Consider the following 18826-nt stretch of genomic DNA (forward strand, 5'->3'; position numbering starts at 1 on the left):
ATCGCGCTCCTTTTTAATGGTGACTTATTCTGTTCCAGTATAGCATGAAAGCTGTTATGACGGCTTTCTGAAAAGCCTACATGAAAATTTCTTTGAAAAATTCAGTAAACCGCTTGCATTCCCGTATATAGTCTGCTAGAGTGAATTGTAAATTAAGCACATGTAGTGTATTCAACGAACCGAGGGAGTTACAATCATGGAAAAACAAACAATTACAATTTATGACGTGGCCCGGGAAGCCAACGTCTCAATGGCTACAGTTTCACGGGTTGTTAACGGCAATCCGAACGTTAAGCCGGCCACCCGCAAGAAGGTCTTGGAAGTCATCGACAAGCTTGATTACCGGCCTAACGCCGTGGCACGTGGCTTGGCTTCTAAGAAAACCACGACCGTTGGGGTCATCATCCCTGATGTCACCAACATGTTCTTCTCCAGCCTGGCGCGGGGGATCGACGACGTGGCCACAATGTACAAGTACAACATCATTTTGGCTAACTCTGATGAGAACTCACAAAAAGAAGTGCAAGTGCTCAACACCTTGCTGGCCAAGCAAGTTGATGGCTTGATCTACATGGGTCACGACATCTCTGACAGCATCCGCCAAGAATTCTCCCGCTCCAAGACCCCAATCGTTTTGGCTGGCTCGGTTGATCCTGACGAACAAGTCGGTTCCGTCAACATCGACTATGTTGCTGCAGTTGAAGCCGCAACGACCCAGCTGATCGACTCCGGCAACAAGCAGGTAGCCTTGGTCACCGGCCCGCTGACCCAGCCGATCAACGGCCAATACCGTTTGCAAGGCTACAAGCAGGCGCTGTCTAAGGCCGGCTTGGCCTACGACGAATCGTTGGTCTTCGAATCTGAAGCTAGCTACCACGCCGGGTTGGCGGTCTTCAAGCAGTTGCAAAAGGCTGGTGCTACCGCCGCTTTGGTTGGCGACGACGAGCTCGCCTTCGGGGTGTTAGACGGTGCGCTTGACGCAGGCGTTTCTGTGCCGGGCGACTTTGAGCTGATCACTTCCAACAACACCAAGCTCACCGAGATGGCGCGTCCGCAGATGACCTCCATCGACCAGCCACTGTATGATATCGGTGCGGTTGCGATGCGCTTGTTGACCAAGATGATGAATAAAGAAGAAATCGACGCTAAGACCATTCGCCTCGGTTTCGACATCACCAGCCGCAAGTCAACGCGTTAAGCGCAAACAACCAGGCGCATGTTGCGACTGGTTGTTTTTTTATACTTACCAACAAAAAGAAGCCTCCGCGTTGCGGAGGCTTCTTTGAATACTATTGGTTTGTGCTCGATGAGCCGGTAGTGGTGACGTTGCCGTAACCGTTGCTGGTGCCGTCGAGATGATCCCAGAATTGCTTATAGTTTTCACTGGTACCACCGATGGCAAATTCCGGACTCGCGGAATTTGCAGAAGTATCGTTGAACAAGCTGGTCGTGGTGTCGCCTGCGGTGTTATAAGACCTGCCATCGAAGGTGACGTTACCGGTCTTTTGACCGGTTTGCTTGCTGACGGTTTCACTGCGAACCGTTGATGGCATCGATGCCGTGTCATCCGCTTTGAAGGTGTTCGGAATGATCCGGTAAGCAGCATTGGCCAACTTCGCCCAGTAAGTGAGGTTGATGTCGCTGGCGGAACTCGACAGATTGTACTGGGTGCCATTGGCGTTATCATAGCCGATCCAGCTGGCTAAGGTGACACCAGGGGTGGCGCCGACAAACCAGATGTCTTTGTAATCGTTAGACGTCCCGGTTTTACCGATCAGGTTGTTGGTGTTGAAGCTCAACTGATAGTTGAGACTGGCCGCGGTCCCTTTGGCGACGACTTGGTGCATCATCTTTTGCATGATGTAGGTCGTGGCTGGGCTGAAGACGCGGGTGTTCTTGGTTTTATGTTGATAAACGACGTTGCCGCCGGGATCGACAATCTTATCGATGACAAACGCGTCGGTGTGGTTCCCACTGTTTTCAAAGGTGGTATACGCGCTGGCCTGGTCTTCGACCGTCACCCCGTAGTCGGTCCCGCCAAGGGCGAGGCCGAGTTGGGAGTAGTCGTTGGCAGTCAGCGTATGGATGCCTAACTTGGTCATGTAGGACTTGACGTTGACGGACTGGCGCACCTTGTCATACAAGTTGACCGCCGGGATGTTGTACGACTGCGCAAGCGCGTCGGTGGCGGAGATGAACTTGTTTTGGATCTGACCGCCGTAGTCAGTCACAGAATAGTTGTTGGGGAAGTGGGTCTTGAAGTCGGCCAGCATCGATTGTGAACCGATCAGCTGGTTTTCGACGGCGGGGCCGTATACGGCTAGTGGCTTGATCGACGACCCAGGCGAGCGGGTGGTGTAGATGTGATTCAACTCGCCAGACACGCCACCGACGAAGCCAATCACCGCGCCGGTGTTGTTGTCCAACAAGACGGAGCCGTTTTGGACCGGTTCTTCGGTGGTGGTGTACTCGCCGGTTTCCGGATCGATGTCGCTGCTGGTGTAAGTCGTCCCGAAGGTGTTGGCGCTACTCTTGACGACCGACTGCATGCTGTCATAGACCTGCTTGTTGATCGTCGAGTGGATCTGATAACCCTTGGTTGTCAGCAACACTTCCGCGGCCGAGAGGTATTGATTGTCCAAAGCCGTGTCTTTGTTGAGATCGGCTTGGGTGAGACCGTCTTGTTTGGCCAGTTGCAAGGCCAAGATCGACTTGGCTTCAGACGTCACCATGTTATACACATAAGCGTACTTGGTCGTGTTGTCGTCGTTGACCGTGTCGTGGCCTTTAAAGTCAGCCTTCAGATCGAACGCCAAAGCGTCGTCATACTGTTTCTTGCTGATCGAGCCGTCACGATACATTCGGAACAACACGGTGTGCTGGCGAGCAATGCCGGCAGACAGATCGGCTTTGAGCTTGCCGGTTGCGGTATACGGTGTGTAAACGCTCGGACTCTGCGGCAAACCGGCGATAAACGCAGATTCCGGCATATTCAAGTCTTTGGCAGATTTACCAAACAACCCTTCAGCCGCGGTTTGCACCCCGGCGATGTTTTGGCCTTTGTTGTTACGGCCGAGCGTCACGATGTTCAGATACGACTCTAAGATGTTTTTCTTAGAGAAGAAGTGATTCAACCGCAAGGCGTACATGATTTCAGTCACCTTGCGCTTGAACGTCGTTTCAGAATTAAGAAACTGCAACTTCACCACTTGTTGCGTCAACGTCGAGCCACCGGTTTGGCTACCGACGCCGGAGAATTCAGAGAACACGGCTCGGATGACCGATTTCGGGGAGACCCCAGAATTGGTATAAAAGTCGTCATCTTCGGTTGCGATGATCGCTTTTTGCACCCACGGCGATATGTTGCTCAAGTCGGTGGTGTCGCGGATCAGGTCGGATTTCACGTGAGCGAGTTCCACATTGTCGGCAAAATAAAGATTTGTCGATTGTTCAACATTGCTTAAGGTCCGCTGCATCGCCGTGCGGCTAGGCACAGGCGTGTCGTTGACGATCGCGGCAAAATAGCCGGCTAACAACCCGATACCAAAAACGCCACCGATGGCGACAACTGCCGCGATATAATAGACGATCGTCTTGATCGATTGTAAAACGATATCGACATATAACGACCAAGTCTTACCGGACAACGGCGGTAGTGCCGGGTCCGCTTTATTGGCGCGGACACGCGTGTCTAGCCGAGTGATTAATGCGTCCCACCGGGCTTTCAACCACGTTTTGAGCGTCTTCACATTTTTCCCACCTTTTGAATTTGTGCAATATGGCTCATTTTATCATTAGATGCCCTCGAGTGCCATTAAACCCGCAACACCATGTGATTACAGTCCTTTTACATCTAGACGAACGTTCATCGCGTGTGTTAGCTTAAGGTTAACGACTATTGGAGGAAACCGCATGTATCGCAATTTATTTTTCGATGTTGATGACACGCTGTTGGACTTTGAAGCAGGGGAGCTCGCCAGCTTGAAGCTGACTTTCGCACGCCAACACATTGCTTACACGCCGCAGCTGGAAGCAACGTATCTGAAGATCAACGCCGCATTGTGGCGGCGCTATGAACGCGGTGAGATCTCACGAGAGGCGATTTTTGCCCAGCGTATGCCGCAGACGTTTGCCGCCTTGCACTTGTCAGGGGACCCACAAGCTGCGGAACAATATTATTTTAAGACGGTCAACCAGCAGGCAGTGGTGTTGCCCGGCGTGTCGACGATGTTGCAACAATTGGCCGCTTACAAGCTTTACATCGTCTCCAACGGCTTCGAGTCCGCCCAGCGCTTCCGGTTGCGCAAGAGTCATTTGATCGGGTATTTTACAGATATCTTCGTTTCCGACACGATCGGATCGCCCAAGCCGTCACCGGCCTTTTTCAAGCATGTGGCGACGCGGGTGCCAGACTACGACCCGCACACCAGCTTGATCATCGGAGATTCGCTGACATCTGATATTCAAGGTGGTTACAACGCCCACATGGATTCTGCGTGGTTCAACCCGCACCGCTTGCCCAACGTTGGACCGCATCAACCGACCTACACGTTGTCGGCGTTAACCGAGCTACCCAGGTTGCTTAAAGTAAGCTGAATATTGCAAAAAGGCCGTGACAAAAGTCACAGCCTTTTTGCATGGTCAAACTATGCTAAGCGGATCGAACCGCTGGTGAACGCTTGGATGCCCTCGACGGTTTTCAGCAGTAAGGCGCCGTCATCGCCGAAGCCTGCGATCGTGCCGCTTTGTGGCGTATGCAGGCCGGAGAGCGTGACGGTGCGGTGTAGCCACGCGGCGTGCTGGCGGTACTGCGGCATGATGGTTGCAGGTGCCGCCAATAAGTGGTCGAAGGTCACCAGCCACGCTGCTGCGAGGGCTTCACGACAGGCTTTTGTTGGGAGCGCCGACAACAAACTACCCACCGGCAGATCGATGGGGACGTCAGGCCGGGTTGTGCTCGGGGCGACATTGATCCCGATTCCCACCAGCACCTGGCCGTTGCCCAGCCGTTCTGCTAAGATGCCGGCGACCTTTTTGTCGTCTAGCAACACGTCGTTCACCCACTTGATGGCAGTAGTCACACCCAGCACGCTTTGCACGGCTTGCTGCAAGGCGACGCCTGCGGCAGGGGTGATTAACGACAACGTCGCCGGGGTGGTGGTGAAGCCGCCGTAAGTCATGTAAAGTCCGGTGTGCGCCGGTGAGAAGAAGCCCTTGCCGTGTCGGCCGACGCCTGCGGTTTGATGATCCGCCACTAGCCACAGCCGTCCAGGCGTTTTAACGAGCTTGTCGGCGGCGACTTTGTTGGTTGAAGTGATGGCGTCATAAGTGGTGATTGCAACGTCAGCAAGGCTTGATGGCAGCCGGCGCTTGAGACTTTCAGCAGTGAACATGACTAGCTCCTATTTGGTGAGCCGATAGATGGCATCGGCGTAGATCGCAACGGCGGCCGAGAGATCCGACAGCGGCATGTATTCGTTGGCTTGGTGCATGACGTTTTCACGGCCGGGCATCATCGCGCCAAAAGCTACCCCGTTTGGTAAGATCCGCCCGTAAGTGCCGCCGCCGATGACCTGTTCATGGCCGGCGTGGCCGGTGTGGTCTTGGTAGACTTGCAACAAGGTTTGGACCAGCGGCGTGTCGCCGGCGACATAATGTGGAGTGTGCCCGGCGTCAGTGATGGTAACTTCTGCGATGGGCCCAAGCGTTTCTTGCATCTGCTTTTGGATGGTGGCCAAGTCAGTGCCTTGCGGATAGCGGACGTTGATGGCGACCGACTGTTCGCTTTCCGGCTGGTAGGTGAACAGATCCGGGCTGGCGGTAAGTTCGCCCATCACCGCGTCGGTGTATGCAATGTGCAGGTTGTGGCCGCGGGAGTCTTCGTGTAAGAAATCGGCGATGGTCGTGAGGTATTGGCGCCCACTCGGATCATCGACCCAAGGGGCAATTAAGTTCGCCAGGTGCGTGGCGGCGTTGACGCCGGCGTTGGGTTCTAACGCATGCGCCCCGACGCCGTTTAGATGCAGATGCCAGCCGTCGGCGGTGTCGTCGATGCTGGCGGTGAGGTGGTGGGCGCTGGCGTAATCTGCAACTTGTTGTTGCCAGTCCGCCGGTAGTTCACCAAGCAAAACGGCGTCGGCGCTGGCGGGTACCATATTCACGCGCAACCCGGCATCAAAAGCCACCAGTTGCACTTGGCTTGGCGCCTCTGGGGTCGCGTTGAAGGTCAAGGTCAAGGTGCTGATGCCTTTTTCACCGTTGATGATCGGAAATTCCGCGTCAGGCGAGAAGCCGTAATCTGGCATCGTGGCGTTGGCCTGATAGCGATCCATTCCGTACCAGTTGGACTCTTCGTCGGTGCCAATAATGAAGTGAATCTGCTGTTTCGGCACGAAGCCTTGGTCTTTGAGCAGGCGCAAGGCGTAATAGGCCGCTAAGCTCGGACCCTTGTCGTCGGCGGTGCCGCGGCCGTAGATGCGGTCGCCGTGGATCTCGACGCGAAAAGGATCGCTGGTCCACCCGTCACCGGCCGGGACGACATCCATGTGCGCGAGGATGCCCAAGGTCTTAGTGCCGGTGCCAAATTCAATGCGGCCGGCGACGTTTTCGATGTTCTTGGTGGTAAACCCGTCACGTTTGGCAAGCGCCAGCATCGCGTTGAGCGCCGCTGCCGGGCCTGGGCCCAGCGGGGCATCTGAGGTGGCGTTGTCGATGTCACGGACTGAAGGAATTGCAACAAGGGTCTTGAGGTCTGTAATCAGGGCATCTTGGTATTTGGCTGCTTCTGCCTGCCAATTGATGGTCATAATGATCCCGCCTTTATTGTAAGATTAACTTAAGCGTAGCACATGCTTACGGTAGTGTCATGCCAAGCGCTTCGAGATTCAAGCAGACATCGTCAGGCATCTGGCCGAGGCCGAGCTGCGGATGGGTGAGTTCTCGTGCCTGGTTGAATTGCTGCAGCCAGGTGGTCGCGTCACTCAGACGTGGGGCAACCTTGAGTTGTTGGGCCTTGACCCAGCCACTGGAAAGCTGACACCAGACTTGGTGGCCGACCAGCTTGACGGCTTGGATCGACTCGCGGGTGTTGGTTTGGGCCCAGCCGACTTGCGCACTCGTTGCAGTCGGCGCGGCGCGTAGCGGGACCCGCCAAGCTGGGGTGCTGGCGATCCGCGCGGCTTGGCCGACCAGCAGGTTAGCCCAACCGGCCCAGGGTGCGAGGTTGACGGTGGTGCTGGCGACAAAGGCGTTGTCTCCGATTTGATAATAGGTGCGATGCTTTGACGTCACGGCCTTCAGCGCGGTGAACGTCGCGCCTGGTGCCACTTGCTCATGCCGCGCGATTGGCTGATAAGGATTCATGTACACCGCCAGCTTTTGGGTACTGTTGTTGGTTGCCAAGGCAGACACCGGATGACTTTGGGCATCTTTGGTCAATGCCTGGTATTCGTAGGCGAGGTGCGGGTAGTTCGTGACGACGCCGTCGATCGGGATGTTGACCAGCCAGCGCCATTTCTGACGGTTTTCGTTCATTTCATCCCAGACGTAGACTTTCTGGCCGATGTGGTGGAGATCAGACACTAACTTGGCCGTGACTAACTTACTCGAGATATTGATGCCGGTGACATACGGGAAAACCGCGAAGGTGATCCGCTTTAGCGAACCGACAATGAAGATCCGCGGCACGTCTGGCAGCAATTTTTGCAGTCGCTTCAGGGACTTGAGTGAAAACGAATGGAACATCACCCGTTTTTGCATGTGGTATTTGATGACTAAAGCGGCCAGCTTCTTCTCTAATTGAGGATGCGGGACGCCTTTTTCAATCTTGGTTTCGATCAAAAATTTGGTGTCGGAATCTTGATAATGTTTGAAGAGTTCCTCGAGACTGTGAATTGACTCGCCATTTTTGGTATGATATTGCTGAATTTGCGCGAAGTTTGAGCTGGCAATCGTCACGTCGCTACCGGTCGTACGCAACAGCGTCGGGTCGTGTTGGATCACCAGCACGCCGTCTTTGGATTCTTGAATGTCGAGTTCAACATAATTTGCCCCTGCCGTGAAGGCGGCTTTATCGCTTTGAAAGGTTTCTTCAGGGGCATGCAGTGGGTCGCCGCGGTGGCCAACGACAACGAAGCCACATAAGGCTAAGTACAAGGCGCACCAGGCGGCAATGATCAGACTTTTTGACATAATAGGCTCCTTTGCCTATTGACAATATCACGAAATTCATAGGAGGTACAATTGTGAGCGAAGAGAAATTTGTGTTCGACCTGGTTCAAGAAATCACCTTGAACGATGGCACGCGCTATTTTGAGTTAGGCAACATCTTGATGAATGGACGCGCGGAAAAAGCGGCGCTGGAGCATTTGATCAAGTCGGTGCGGATCATCCAGTTGAACATCCCCCGCTCCAACGCGGTGCGTAAATACGAGGCTTATATCAACGACCACTACGACATCCCGGCTGTGAACCTGACCAAATGGGACGTCTGGGAGAAACCGGACGGGCCGGTCAAGACGGCTTATGAAGAAATTCTAAGCCAGAATCATATCGGATGAAGGCGCTCAAATGGTTTCTGCCGCTGGTCGCGTTTGTGGCCGTGTGGCTGGGGATGCAGTTCACCGCACCGCTGTACACCCAGCCGCTGGCGCGCATCGATGCGGCGACGGTCACCCGCACGACGCCACAAGTCGATAACTTCAACAACCATGACCGGACCACGACTCAGAAACTCTCCGCCCATCTGTTGAATACCAAGGCGCGCGGGCAGCGCCTGACGCTATCGAACACATATTCACGAAGCGGCGCCGAAGACACCCGTATCGGCGTTGGGACACAGGTGTTTTTGACCAGAAACAGTGCGGGCCACTACACGATTTCAAACATCAAGCGCGATGCCATGTTATTCGGGCTGTTGGCGGCGACGGTGGTTTTGTTAGGTCTGATCATGCGCAAACACCTGTGGCTGACCTTGGCCTCGATCACGGCTAACGCGGTGGTGTTTGTCTTGGCGCTGCACGTTGAAATCGCCAGCCATCAGGTGCTGGCATTCGCCTTGTTTGCCGGCGTGGCGGTGGTGTTTGCTGTGATTACGACCTTGTTTGTCGTAGGCTTCAAGCCACTGGCGATGATTGTCAGCGCGGCGACGATCTTGGCGACCGGGCTGGCCGTTTTGTTAGGCTATGCGATTTTTGTCGCGACCGGGTACAAGGACCTGCACCTGGAAACGGTGAAGTACGTCACCCAGGCGCCACAATTGCTGTTTTTCGTCCAGATCATCATCGGGTCGCTGGGCGCGGTGCTCGATGAATGTTCTGACATCGCCGTGGCGATCTTGCAGCTGCAAACCGGTGCTAAAGCCCGGATGCAGGCAGGCATGGCGATCGGACGCAACGTGATGGGGCCGCTGATCGCGGTGTTATTTATGATTTTTATCGCTGAGACGTTCGCTGAAGCGGTGTTGTGGTTGCGCAACGGCAATGCGATCAGCACCACCGTGTCTTGGGTGATGGGGCTGGGCTTTGCCCAATCGCTGATTTCCGCGTTTGGCATCGTGTTGGCGATCCCGTTGACTAGCGGCTTGGCCGCCGCGGCCGCATGGTGGCAAGATCGTAAAGGGAGGCAGACAGCATGAGCACGATGCTGGCTTTGGTTTTGGTGTTGTTGGTCTTGATGCTTCTGGTCGGCGGTCGCCAAGGGCTGAAAAATTTCTTCGCCTTGATGCTGAACACGTTGTTGATGATTATCGCGGTGGTCTTGATGGCCGGAGGTTTTGACCCGGTGGCTGTCGCTGTTGTGATCGGACTGGCGGTGTTGGCGACGACGATCTTCATGGGGACCGACCGCAGTGAAGTCGCCGGACCGGCGTTTGTCGCCTCGCTATTGGTGATGGCCGGGGTGTTGGTGGTCGTGCTGGTTGGTGTCAAGCTATCTGCCACCGCTGGTTTTGGGCCTGAAGACTCGGAGACGTTGGAAGGGTTCTCGGTTTATATCGGGGTTTCCTTCACGAAGGTGCTGGTTGCTACCGGCCTGCTCGGGACCCTAGGGGCAATCGCAGAAGCGGCGTGTGCCGTTGCCGCTGGCGTGATCGAGCTCGGGGATGCGGCGACGGTCGCCGGTTTGCGTGAAATTGAGACGACAATCATCGGCACAGCACTAAACACCTTGTTCTTCGGCTTTTTCGGCGGCTTTTCCGCTTTGTTCATCTGGTTTACCCAGCTCAAATATCCGCTGTGGCAGATCTTGAACAATCAGATCTTTGTGGGAGAGTTAATTCAAGTCTTATTTTCCGTGATCGCCGTCGCGTTGACGGTGCCGATCACGATGTGGGTCGTGCGCAGGCGCCAGGCCCAGGCGGCTAGGAGGCAATCATGAATTTTTTTATCGCAGACACACATTTTTTCCATCACGATCTGCTCGGGGTTAACGACTTCGCTCCGCGCCTGTTCGCATCGACAGCCGCAATGAATGACGCGATGATCACAGCGTGGAATGCCCGTGTTGATGACAACGACGTGGTTTATCACCTTGGCGATATTGCGATGAACCCAGAAGCCGTTCCGACTGATGCCATGGTGTTTGCCATCTTGAAGCAACTCAACGGCCGCATCGCCTTTATCAAAGGCAACCATGACTATCAGCAACTGTTCAAGTTTTTAGCCAAAAACGACCCGGGTTGGCATGGCCAGGCGAAGTTCAGCTTTCATTCAGTGGGAACAATCATCAAAGACGATCACACGCAGTTCATCATGACCCATTATCCGTTGTTGCTGGGCATCACCAAGCAGACGCTCAACCTCCATGGGCATATTCACCACAACAGTGTCCCAATCGCAGAAAATATCAACGTCGGCGTGGATGCGCCAGAGCGGGAGTTGCTCGGCCAGCCGCTGCCTTGGGGAAGCCCGCTGAGTGCCGCAGAGATCCACGAAATGTTTCAGGCTAAACAGAAAATGTTAAAAAATAAGTAATTTCACATTGATTTTTAATGTAATTCTAGATAAACTGTCATTATACCAGCTTGGAGGTGGCATCATGGCAGCAGTTGATATCGACGCGCTTCAATCATTGCGACGCGATGTTTTGGCCAGCACCGACCCGGAAAATCTCGGGCAAGTCAATGGGTTGATTACCTTAGGCTTTCGCAAACTGGAACACCACGGCTTTTCGTCAGCGTATTTTCGCTTGAGCTTTTGGCCGCAGTTGATGCCGTTGTTGCAGCCAGACGCCCAATCTGAACTTGCCACCCGCTTTGAAGCTCTTGTGCAAGCAACATCATGACAATTCAAGCGTCGCTTTGCATTAACACCGCGATCCAGCCTTATAGGCGTGTCGCGGTGTTTTTGACTACAGTTGTCAGAATTGGTGACGGGCCTTACTATTAAGGTAGGAAGGTGGGAGATTAATGGCAGAATTGGTGATTCTACATACGAACGACCTACACTCACACGTCGAGCACTGGCCGCGGATCGCGCAATGGTTGCGCCAGCAAAAGGCGGCGGCGACTGCTCGCGGGGCAGCGGTTTTGATCATGGATGACGGGGATGCGATGGATCGTGAACATCCGCTGACAGAGGCGACCGCCGGGCACTTCAACGTCGACTTGTTGAACGCCGCCGGCTATGACGCGGTGACGATCGGCAACAACGAAGGCGTTGGTAACAGCCACCAGGCGCTGGAGGCGTTGTATGCAGACGCGCAGTTTCCGGTGGCGCTGGCCAATTTGTTTGAAGAAGACGGTACGCGGCCGGCTTGGGCCAAGCCGGTGGTTTACAAGACGACTGACGATGGTACCCGAGTGGCGATCATTGGCTTCACGGCCCCGTATTTTCTGAGTTATTCTCCCAACGGCTGGCAGGTGCGGCCGGTTGAGGCGGTATTGCCAGATTTGCTGCAGACTATCGGTGGCACCTATGACGTGTTAGTCTGCCTGTCACACCTTGGGTTGCCGGCAGACCGCTATCTGGCTGAGCATTACCCACAGATCAATGTGATCGTGGGCGGCCACACGCACCACCTGTTGCCAGACGGGGAGTGGTGTCACCAGACACTGCTGACGGCGGCTGGCAAACACGGCCAACACGTGGGCAAAATCACGCTTTTGCTAGACGCCATGCACCATCTCACGGCCAGCAAGGCAGAGACGACAGCTTTTGAAGACTTACCGCCGGTAGCAGACGAAGCCGACCAAACGCGAGCTTGGCGGGAAAAAGGCATTGCCAAGCTCGCGGCGCAACCGGTGGCCAAGCTCCCGCATGCTTATGCGATCGCCTATGATCGGCCGTCACCGCTGTTGACGTTGGGGCTTGAGGCCGTCGCTGAAGCCGGCGGCACCCAAGCGGCGATGCTCAACGCCGGATTGTTCTTGCAACCGCTGAAAGCAGGCGTTGTCACCAAGGCGGACTTGCACGCGATGTTGCCTCATGCCATGCATTTGATGACCATCACGTTGCGCGGGGCAGACCTGTGGCGACTGGTGATGGAAGGTGAGAAGAACCGGCGCTTCTTGGAGCATTTCCATCTGATTGGGATGAGCTTTCGTGGCAAGGTCTTCGGTGAGCTCGCCTGGCGCCAGCTGCAGGTGACGCCCAAGCGCCAGGTCTTGTATTGTGGCAAGCCGCTGGAGCTGACCCAGACATATACGCTCACCGGCTTGGATCATTATTTGTTCATTCCGTTTTTCCCGACGATCGAGATCGTGGGCGACAATCACTTGCTGTTCCCGCGGTTTTTACGCGACGTGTTTGGCGATTATCTCGCCAAACATTTCCCCTTGGCGTAGTGTTATACTGAACAACTATGGAGGAAAAACGCCATGCCTAAGAAGAATACTGACGTGCAAAAACCAGCGGCAAAGCCGGTGGCTGCCATTGAGCGGGTCGCAGAAGACCTGCTGACAATCGACGGCAGGCGCTATCGGGTCGTCAACACCTATAAACAACCGTTTGATCTCGAGGCGTTTGCCAATCGTTATACCGAGATCTTAGAAAAATATGATTACATCGTCGGCGACTGGGGTTATGACCAGTTGCGACTCAAGGGTTTCTACGACGTTGACAGCCGTCACGCCAGCAAAGACCAGACGATCAACACGCTGATGGATTATCTCAACGAATACTGCAATTTTGGTTGTGCCTACTTTGTCCTGCAGCGGCTCGACGCTCCCGAGACCAAGCCCAAGCGGCGGCCGCACCGAGACGGCAACCGTTCTCGGCGGCGTAAGCGCGCGAACAAGCCGTATCAAGAACGCAAAACCGGCCCGACCACATCACCACGCGGCCGGGCGGAAACGGTGGGTGCCAAACCCCGCCAGCGCCACTTCACGATCCGCCAGCGTGAAACCGATTCTGAATAAACGATCAGTGACAAGCGCCGAGGCGCTCGACTTGAACTCTAAGTTGAGCGCTTTCGACGCTTGTTTGGGTTCTAGGCGGGGCCAGGCGTTAGTGTTAGGATAGAAGCTATACTGAAAAATCCCACAGGAGTAGCACATGACGAAAAGCAATTACAAAGGTTACATGATCGATCTAGACGGCACGATGTATCGTGGCAGGGAGCGCATTCCAGAAGCCAAAGATTTTGTCGACCGCCTTCAGGCCAAACACATTCCGTTTTTGTTCTTAACGAACAATACCACCAAGTCGCCGGAAGCGGTGTGCCGCAACTTGGCAGACAACCATGACGTGCACGCGACGCCGGCCCAGGTCTACACCCCGTCATTGGCGACGGCGGCTTGGATCCAGCAAGACTGCGGCGGCGACGCCCATGGCCACACGGTGTATGTCATTGGGGAAATCGGCCTCAAACAGGCGATGCTCGACGTTGGATTGACCTTCAACGAGTACGATCCAGAATATGTCGTTGTCGGCCTGGATTATGACGTCACCTACCACAAGTTCGAACTGGCGACGCTGGCGATCCAGCGTGGAGGAAAGTTCATCGGCACCAACGCAGACACCAACCTGCCTAACGAGCGTGGCCACGTGCCCGGTGCCGGCTCCGTGATCGCCTTGGTCGAACGTAGCACTCAACAAAAGGCGTTTTACATCGGCAAGCCAGAAGCCATCATCATGGAACAAGGTTTGAAACGGATGGGTTTGCGCCGCGAAGACGTGGTGATGGTCGGTGACAACTACAAAACTGACATTCAAGCCGGCATCAACGCCGACATCGATCAGCTCTTGGTTTACACTGGGATCTCGACACATGAATTCGTTGCGGCGCAGAAGATCCAACCGACGCATCAAGTCGAAAGCCTGGCGGACTGGGAGGTCTGAACATGAGATGGTGGCGGCATCTGCTTTTATGGTTGTTTATCATCAGCGCGGTGGTCTGGGCAACGATCTTGCTGACTTACGGGTTGTTTCCGTTATTTGTGCTCAAAGACGGCCTCACCCGCGCCTGCGGGTTGACGTTTGAGCGGCTGTATCACAACTATCTGCAACTGATGGCGTACCTGCAGCTCCCTTGGATCCCGAAGCTACACATGCAAGACTTTCCCAGTTCTGCTAGTGGGGCGCAACACTTCGCTGATGTGCGGAAGCTGTTTATCTTCGACATTATCGTTTTCATCCTGACGGTGATCCCAGGCGTGCGTGCTTGGCGGCACTTAGCCGCACGCCACGAACGCTGGCGGTTGGTGTTGCCGTTTGAGATTGGGGCGGTCGTGCCGCTGGTGTTGGGTGCTTTGATGGCGGTCAACTTCAACGCGGTATTCATCCAGTTTCACAAGGTATTGTTCCGCAATGATGATTGGCTGTTTGACCCCGCGGTCGATCCGATCATCAACGTGTTGCCCGAAGATTTCTTCTCGGCCTGCTTTGCGCTGGCCTTGCTGTTGTTTGAAGCCGTGATGATTTACGGCATCTGGCGTGGGCGCCGCGATGCCCGCAGCCATTAAAAAAGGCCTCGCAGATTTCTTTCTGCGAGGCCTTTTTGCGTGGTGCGTTAGTCTTCACTCGGTGCTTCTTGTGGTTTGCGGATACGGCTACGGACGGCAGTGATGATCACCGGCACCAGCGAAACTGCGATGATCGCCAAAACGACCAGGGAGAAGTGGGCTTTGACGAACGGAACATTGCCAAAGAAGAAGCCGGCGATGCAACACATCGAGACCCATAAGAACCCGCCCAAGAAGTTGTAGTGGATGAACTTGCCATAATGCATGTTCGACCCGCCGGCAACAAACGGCGCAAACGTCCGGATCAGCGGGATGAACCGCGCGATCGCGATCGTCTTGCCACCGTGCTTATCGAAAAAATGCTCGGCGCTGGCCAGTTTGTCTCGGTTGATGAGCCGTCCAAACAGCGAACTGTTTTCCGCCGCCAGGCCCAAGTGCTTCCCAATCTCGTAGTTGGCGGTGTCGCCAAGCACTGCTGCAAGCAGGAAAATCACATAGAAGACCCAGACGTTCAGGTGGTAAACCGAGTTGGCGGCCAAGGCGCACGCCGCAAACAGTAGCGAGTCCCCCGGCAAGAACGGAAAGATCACGACCCCGGTTTCGATGAACACCATCAAAAACAAAATCAGATAGGTCCAGTTGCCGAAGGTGTTGACGATCGTGATGAGATGGTCATCGATGTGCAGAATAAAATCGATCAGTTGCATACCCGACTCCTTTGTTGTAGTACCCCTATTATACGTATTCCTCGGCGTTGATTGGTGAAGAATTGGTTAAGCTTAGTAATTATCGTCTTCCAACTCCGGATGCGCATGGGCCAGGCGACTGGCCGCCGCTGCGGCGATCGCCCCGACAATGTCATCCAAAAACGTGTGGATGATGCCGGGCTCATGGGCGTTGAGCTTAGCCAAGATACCAGGTTTGACGCGGTCGATATAGCCGTAGTTGGTAAACCCGATCGAGCCGTAAACGTTGACGATGGCAAACGCCAGGATCTCGTCGACGCCGTAAAGCCCTTCGTCTTCTGCGATAATGCTTTGCAGCGGGGCCTCGAGTTGCCCGGCTTCGGCCAGCTTGTCTAGCTGCACGCCGGTCATCACGGCGTTTTGAACTTCGCGCTTTTTCAACACGATGTCGACGTTGGTCATCGCGGTTTCAAGCGTGAGGTCGGGAATGAACTTAGATTGTAAGAACATGACCAACTCACCGATCGCCTCGATCGAGACGCCGCGTTCAGCTAGCAGATCATGGGTATGTTCATAAAGCTTTTCCTCGTTGGTCATTGCGTCCTCCTTAATGATATAACTGGGTGCTGTGGGTTGCCTGGCGGCGGTCAGGGTAGAGGTAATTCAAGGCTTCAGACACCGCGATCGGTGCTTCACCAAACCCGCTGGCGATCAGCTTGAGCTTGCCAGGGTAGGTGATGGCGTCGCCCACTGCATAAATGCCGGGGATGTTGGTCGCCATCTTGGAATCAACGGTCACGGCGTTATGCACCAAGTCGATGCCCCAGTGGCGGAGTTGCTTGTTTTCGCTCATGAAGCCGTAGTTGACCAACAGGCGATCGACGTTCAACGTCTGGGTGTCGTCGCCGCGGACTTCTTTGAGGCCGACGTCGATTCGATCACCAGAAGCCGCCGTCACGCTGTCGATCAGATAGGGGGTGTGCAAGTTCACGCTGCTAGCTTTAAGCGAAGCAACACTGGCTTCAAGCCCCCGGAACTGGTTGCGCCGGTGGATCAGATGCACGCTTTTGGCGATCGGCTCCAACGCCAGTGCCCAGTCGATCGCGGAATCACCGCCCCCGGCGATGGCGACGTCGAGGTCGTGCATGCTTTGGACATCTCTGACAAAATAGTTCACTTGCTTGTCATCTAGCGCCGGGTCGTAATCCACGGCGAGTTTTCTCGGGGTGAAAGCTCCGCCACCAGTGGCGACGATGATGGTTTTGGTTTGGTAGGTGCCATTGGTGGTTTCAAGGGTGAAGCCGTCTGGCGTCTGGGTGATGGTCTGGACATTCGTCGCCGTTTTGATCGTGGGTTTGAAGTGGGTGACCTGTTGGGTGAGCCGCTTGACCAGTTCTTGGCCGTTGATGGCAGGGTAGCCGCCGATATCATACAAGATCTTGGCGGGATACAGGTTCCCAGGTTGGCCGCCGAGTTCCGATAGACTTTCGAGCAACAAGACGTCTGCGCTGTGCAAGCCGGCGTAAAAGGCGGAGAACATGCCGACAGGGCCGCCGCCAATAACGGTGATTTCATAAGTGTGTGCTGACAAAAGAATCCCTCATTTCTGCTGAAACTGATAGCCTTACCCTATCACATTTTGGCCTGTGCGACTATGTGCCATCGCAATCTGACCATTCTTCGGGTACAATAGGAAGGATTAATCATATAGGAGGCAATTATGTACCCACAATTAGACTTAGCAAACTTCAAGGGTCCTAAAGCGACCCTGCATACCACGATGGGCGATGTCACGTTTGCCTTGTTCAAGGACCAAGCACCCAAGACCGTTGAGAACTTCATCGGCTTGGCCAAGCAAGGCTATTACGATGGCGTCTCGTTCCACCGGGTTATCGCAGACTTCATGATCCAAGGCGGCGACCCAACCGGGACTGGTGCCGGTGGCGAAAGCATCTATGGGCACGCGTTTGAAGACGAGTTTTCTAACGAAGTCTTCAACCTCAAAGGGGCCTTGTCGATGGCTAATGCTGGTCCTAACACCAACGGTAGCCAGTTTTTCATCGTGTCTAACGAGCACCTCAACCAAGACATGCTCCAGCAGATGCCACAAGCCGGCTATCCGCAAGCGATCATTGACGCCTACAAGCAAGGCGGCACGCCGTGGCTAGACCATCGTCATACCGTTTTCGGCCATGTGATGGCAGGCCAAGACGTTGTCGATAAGATCAGCAAGGTCAAGACGCTGCCAGGGGACAAGCCGGCAGAAGACATCCTGATCAACTCAGTTACGGTTGAAGAATAACCCGTTGTCTCTATAGAAATGAAGTGTCAGGATGAATTATCGCATAGGTGACATCATTACTGGCAAGGTCACAGGCATTCAACCGTATGGGGTCTTTGTGCTATTGGATGATCACACGCAAGGGCTCGTGCACATTTCTGAGTGCCAACATGGCTTTGTCAAAGCGCTCAGTGACCAGTTTCACATCGGTCAATCACTGTCGGTGGTGATTCTCGACATCGATGAATACACCGGCAAGATCAGTCTTTCATTGCGGGCTTTGCTGCCGGCACCAGAGCTGACAAGCTATCGGCGCCGCAAGCACTACTGGACGACACGCAAAGTGCACACCGGTTTCACACCGATCGCCACGCATTTGCAAGGCTGGGTCGATGAATATCTACAACGTTTGGAAAAGCAGACTCATTAATGAGTCTGCTTTTTTACTAACAAAGGCCGTGTGTGCCGGTTTTGCTGTTCGGGTTTTATAGTGTTAATATTCATTCTGTACGTATAAAATTCGGAGATGCCCGTCTGAAACAAAAAAGTGTAAATATGTGTTGACGAAGGGGGCGCTAAGCTGGTAAGATATCTATTGTTGTCGAGCGGCAAGGCAGTTGCCTACCGGATAACTTATGAAAGATTATTCATCTGATGAATAATTAATCGAAAAAAGTTGTTGACAACATTGAATCCATCAGATATACTTATAAAGTTGTCTTTTGGACAAGGTAGTCCTTTGAAAACTGAACAAAGTTTCGTAAATGTGATAGGGCTTTTCTTAAATGAAAAGAATTAAACATGAGCGAAGTCAATTTCGCTAGTAAATCTCAGATCTAAGGTTTCGGCCTTAGTGAAGAACAACAAACGAGCTATTCAAATAACTCATTATATGAGAGTTTGATCCTGGCTCAGGATGAACGCTGGCGGCGTGCCTAATACATGCAAGTCGAACGAGGT

Annotated in this window: 20 protein-coding genes and 1 rRNA gene; 14 read left to right on the forward strand and 7 right to left on the reverse strand. The window is 54.2% G+C overall.

Annotated features, from left to right (window positions below):
* The first annotated feature begins 196 nt into the window (after positions 1–196).
* On the forward strand, positions 197–1198 hold the full coding sequence (gene ccpA, locus ACYVRB_RS10530) for a catabolite control protein A (RefSeq protein ID WP_461215282.1): 1002 nt from the start codon (positions 197–199) through the stop codon (positions 1196–1198).
* Positions 1199–1289: 91 nt separating this feature from the next.
* Here the strand turns inward: ccpA and ACYVRB_RS10535 are convergent, their stop codons facing one another.
* On the reverse strand, positions 1290–3749 hold the full coding sequence (locus ACYVRB_RS10535; protein ID WP_461215283.1) for a transglycosylase domain-containing protein: 2460 nt from the start codon (positions 3747–3749) through the stop codon (positions 1290–1292).
* 163 nt (positions 3750–3912) lie between these two features.
* Here ACYVRB_RS10535 and ACYVRB_RS10540 point away from each other — a divergent pair, with 163 nt between their 5' ends.
* Positions 3913–4596, forward strand: a complete 684-nt coding sequence (locus ACYVRB_RS10540; RefSeq protein WP_461215284.1) for a YjjG family noncanonical pyrimidine nucleotidase — start codon at positions 3913–3915, stop codon at positions 4594–4596.
* Positions 4597–4646: 50 nt separating this feature from the next.
* Here ACYVRB_RS10540 and ACYVRB_RS10545 read toward each other — a convergent pair whose 3' ends face one another.
* From ACYVRB_RS10545 to ACYVRB_RS10555, 3 genes are read right to left on the reverse strand one after another with little or no spacing between them, the layout of a single operon-like run.
* Positions 4647–5393, reverse strand: a complete 747-nt coding sequence (locus tag ACYVRB_RS10545; protein ID WP_461215285.1) for a biotin--[acetyl-CoA-carboxylase] ligase — start codon at positions 5391–5393, stop codon at positions 4647–4649.
* A 9-nt stretch (positions 5394–5402) separates the two neighbouring features.
* A complete protein-coding gene (gene pepV / locus ACYVRB_RS10550; protein WP_461215287.1) occupies positions 5403–6806 on the reverse strand; it encodes a dipeptidase PepV in 1404 nt (467 codons plus the stop codon).
* A 46-nt stretch (positions 6807–6852) separates the two neighbouring features.
* The gene (locus ACYVRB_RS10555) at positions 6853–8190 is read right to left on the reverse strand and encodes a glycerophosphodiester phosphodiesterase (RefSeq protein WP_461215289.1); all 1338 of its coding nucleotides are present in this window, start codon (positions 8188–8190) and stop codon (positions 6853–6855) included.
* Positions 8191–8243: 53 nt separating this feature from the next.
* Here ACYVRB_RS10555 and ACYVRB_RS10560 point away from each other — a divergent pair, with 53 nt between their 5' ends.
* The 9 genes from ACYVRB_RS10560 to ACYVRB_RS10600 all read left to right on the forward strand — a co-directional run bounded on the left by ACYVRB_RS10560 (position 8244) and on the right by ACYVRB_RS10600 (position 14899).
* Positions 8244–8558 (forward strand): hypothetical protein, encoded by a 315-nt coding sequence (locus ACYVRB_RS10560; RefSeq protein WP_461215291.1) that lies wholly within the window; start codon positions 8244–8246, stop codon positions 8556–8558.
* Positions 8555–9634 carry a YibE/F family protein gene (locus ACYVRB_RS10565; RefSeq protein ID WP_461215292.1) on the forward strand — a complete coding sequence of 360 codons (1080 nt, stop codon included), beginning with the start codon at positions 8555–8557 and terminating at the stop codon, positions 9632–9634. The genes ACYVRB_RS10560 and ACYVRB_RS10565 overlap by 4 nt, the downstream gene beginning before the upstream one ends.
* On the forward strand, positions 9631–10374 hold the full coding sequence (locus ACYVRB_RS10570; protein ID WP_461215294.1) for a YibE/F family protein: 744 nt from the start codon (positions 9631–9633) through the stop codon (positions 10372–10374). The genes ACYVRB_RS10565 and ACYVRB_RS10570 overlap by 4 nt, the downstream gene beginning before the upstream one ends.
* Positions 10371–10970, forward strand: coding sequence for a metallophosphoesterase (locus ACYVRB_RS10575; protein WP_461215296.1), 600 nt, complete (start codon positions 10371–10373; stop codon positions 10968–10970). Before ACYVRB_RS10570 ends, ACYVRB_RS10575 begins: the two co-directional genes overlap by 4 nt.
* Before the next feature lie 64 nt (positions 10971–11034).
* Positions 11035–11280, forward strand: a complete 246-nt coding sequence (locus tag ACYVRB_RS10580; RefSeq protein WP_461215297.1) for a hypothetical protein — start codon at positions 11035–11037, stop codon at positions 11278–11280.
* A 124-nt stretch (positions 11281–11404) separates the two neighbouring features.
* Complete coding sequence (locus tag ACYVRB_RS10585; protein WP_461215298.1) at positions 11405–12781, forward strand: bifunctional metallophosphatase/5'-nucleotidase; 1377 nt, start codon at positions 11405–11407, stop codon at positions 12779–12781.
* 33 nt (positions 12782–12814) lie between these two features.
* Complete coding sequence (locus ACYVRB_RS10590) at positions 12815–13354, forward strand: YutD family protein (RefSeq protein WP_461215299.1); 540 nt, start codon at positions 12815–12817, stop codon at positions 13352–13354.
* A gap of 136 nt (positions 13355–13490) precedes the next feature.
* Positions 13491–14276 carry a TIGR01457 family HAD-type hydrolase gene (locus ACYVRB_RS10595; protein ID WP_461215300.1) on the forward strand — a complete coding sequence of 262 codons (786 nt, stop codon included), beginning with the start codon at positions 13491–13493 and terminating at the stop codon, positions 14274–14276.
* Positions 14277–14278: 2 nt separating this feature from the next.
* Positions 14279–14899, forward strand: coding sequence for a TIGR01906 family membrane protein (locus ACYVRB_RS10600; RefSeq protein ID WP_461215302.1), 621 nt, complete (start codon positions 14279–14281; stop codon positions 14897–14899).
* A gap of 47 nt (positions 14900–14946) precedes the next feature.
* On the opposite strand, the gene ACYVRB_RS10605 is transcribed toward ACYVRB_RS10600, so the two are convergent.
* The 3 genes from ACYVRB_RS10605 to ACYVRB_RS10615 form a co-directional block, all read right to left on the reverse strand.
* Positions 14947–15606 (reverse strand): VTT domain-containing protein, encoded by a 660-nt coding sequence (locus tag ACYVRB_RS10605; protein ID WP_461215303.1) that lies wholly within the window; start codon positions 15604–15606, stop codon positions 14947–14949.
* Positions 15607–15678: 72 nt separating this feature from the next.
* Positions 15679–16182 (reverse strand): phosphatidylglycerophosphatase A family protein, encoded by a 504-nt coding sequence (locus tag ACYVRB_RS10610; RefSeq protein WP_461215304.1) that lies wholly within the window; start codon positions 16180–16182, stop codon positions 15679–15681.
* Between the two features lie 10 nt (positions 16183–16192).
* Entirely contained in the window at positions 16193–17176 is a 984-nt protein-coding gene (locus ACYVRB_RS10615) for an NAD(P)/FAD-dependent oxidoreductase (RefSeq protein WP_461215306.1), read from the reverse strand.
* 126 nt (positions 17177–17302) lie between these two features.
* Here ACYVRB_RS10615 and ACYVRB_RS10620 point away from each other — a divergent pair, with 126 nt between their 5' ends.
* The 3 genes from ACYVRB_RS10620 to ACYVRB_RS10630 all read left to right on the forward strand — a co-directional run.
* Positions 17303–17887, forward strand: coding sequence for a peptidylprolyl isomerase (locus ACYVRB_RS10620; RefSeq protein ID WP_461215308.1), 585 nt, complete (start codon positions 17303–17305; stop codon positions 17885–17887).
* 31 nt (positions 17888–17918) lie between these two features.
* Positions 17919–18296, forward strand: coding sequence for a CvfD/Ygs/GSP13 family RNA-binding post-transcriptional regulator (locus tag ACYVRB_RS10625; protein WP_461215307.1), 378 nt, complete (start codon positions 17919–17921; stop codon positions 18294–18296).
* A 458-nt stretch (positions 18297–18754) separates the two neighbouring features.
* A 16S ribosomal RNA gene (locus ACYVRB_RS10630) occupies positions 18755–18826 on the forward strand; the annotation flags it as partial.

The sequence above is a fragment of the Lacticaseibacillus boliensis genome (assembly GCF_054784775.1).

Excerpts from the sequence above, each read along its gene's own strand:
- ACYVRB_RS10610 (WP_461215304.1), bottom strand. The coding sequence starts at position 16,182 with ATGACCAACGAGGAAAAGCTTTATGAACATACCCATGATCTGCTAGCT.
- ACYVRB_RS10545 (WP_461215285.1), bottom strand. The coding sequence starts at position 5,393 with ATGTTCACTGCTGAAAGTCTCAAGCGCCGGCTGCCATCAAGCCTTGCT.
- ACYVRB_RS10600 (WP_461215302.1), top strand. The coding sequence starts at position 14,279 with ATGAGATGGTGGCGGCATCTGCTTTTATGGTTGTTTATCATCAGCGCG.
- pepV (WP_461215287.1), bottom strand. The coding sequence starts at position 6,806 with ATGACCATCAATTGGCAGGCAGAAGCAGCCAAATACCAAGATGCCCTG.
- ACYVRB_RS10590 (WP_461215299.1), top strand. The coding sequence starts at position 12,815 with ATGCCTAAGAAGAATACTGACGTGCAAAAACCAGCGGCAAAGCCGGTG.
- ACYVRB_RS10540 (WP_461215284.1), top strand. The coding sequence starts at position 3,913 with ATGTATCGCAATTTATTTTTCGATGTTGATGACACGCTGTTGGACTTT.
- ACYVRB_RS10585 (WP_461215298.1), top strand. The coding sequence starts at position 11,405 with ATGGCAGAATTGGTGATTCTACATACGAACGACCTACACTCACACGTC.
- ACYVRB_RS10580 (WP_461215297.1), top strand. The coding sequence starts at position 11,035 with ATGGCAGCAGTTGATATCGACGCGCTTCAATCATTGCGACGCGATGTT.
- ACYVRB_RS10605 (WP_461215303.1), bottom strand. The coding sequence starts at position 15,606 with ATGCAACTGATCGATTTTATTCTGCACATCGATGACCATCTCATCACG.
- ACYVRB_RS10625 (WP_461215307.1), top strand. The coding sequence starts at position 17,919 with ATGAATTATCGCATAGGTGACATCATTACTGGCAAGGTCACAGGCATT.
- ACYVRB_RS10595 (WP_461215300.1), top strand. The coding sequence starts at position 13,491 with ATGACGAAAAGCAATTACAAAGGTTACATGATCGATCTAGACGGCACG.
- ACYVRB_RS10570 (WP_461215294.1), top strand. The coding sequence starts at position 9,631 with ATGAGCACGATGCTGGCTTTGGTTTTGGTGTTGTTGGTCTTGATGCTT.
- ACYVRB_RS10565 (WP_461215292.1), top strand. The coding sequence starts at position 8,555 with ATGAAGGCGCTCAAATGGTTTCTGCCGCTGGTCGCGTTTGTGGCCGTG.
- ACYVRB_RS10555 (WP_461215289.1), bottom strand. The coding sequence starts at position 8,190 with ATGTCAAAAAGTCTGATCATTGCCGCCTGGTGCGCCTTGTACTTAGCC.
- ccpA (WP_461215282.1), top strand. The coding sequence starts at position 197 with ATGGAAAAACAAACAATTACAATTTATGACGTGGCCCGGGAAGCCAAC.
- ACYVRB_RS10575 (WP_461215296.1), top strand. The coding sequence starts at position 10,371 with ATGAATTTTTTTATCGCAGACACACATTTTTTCCATCACGATCTGCTC.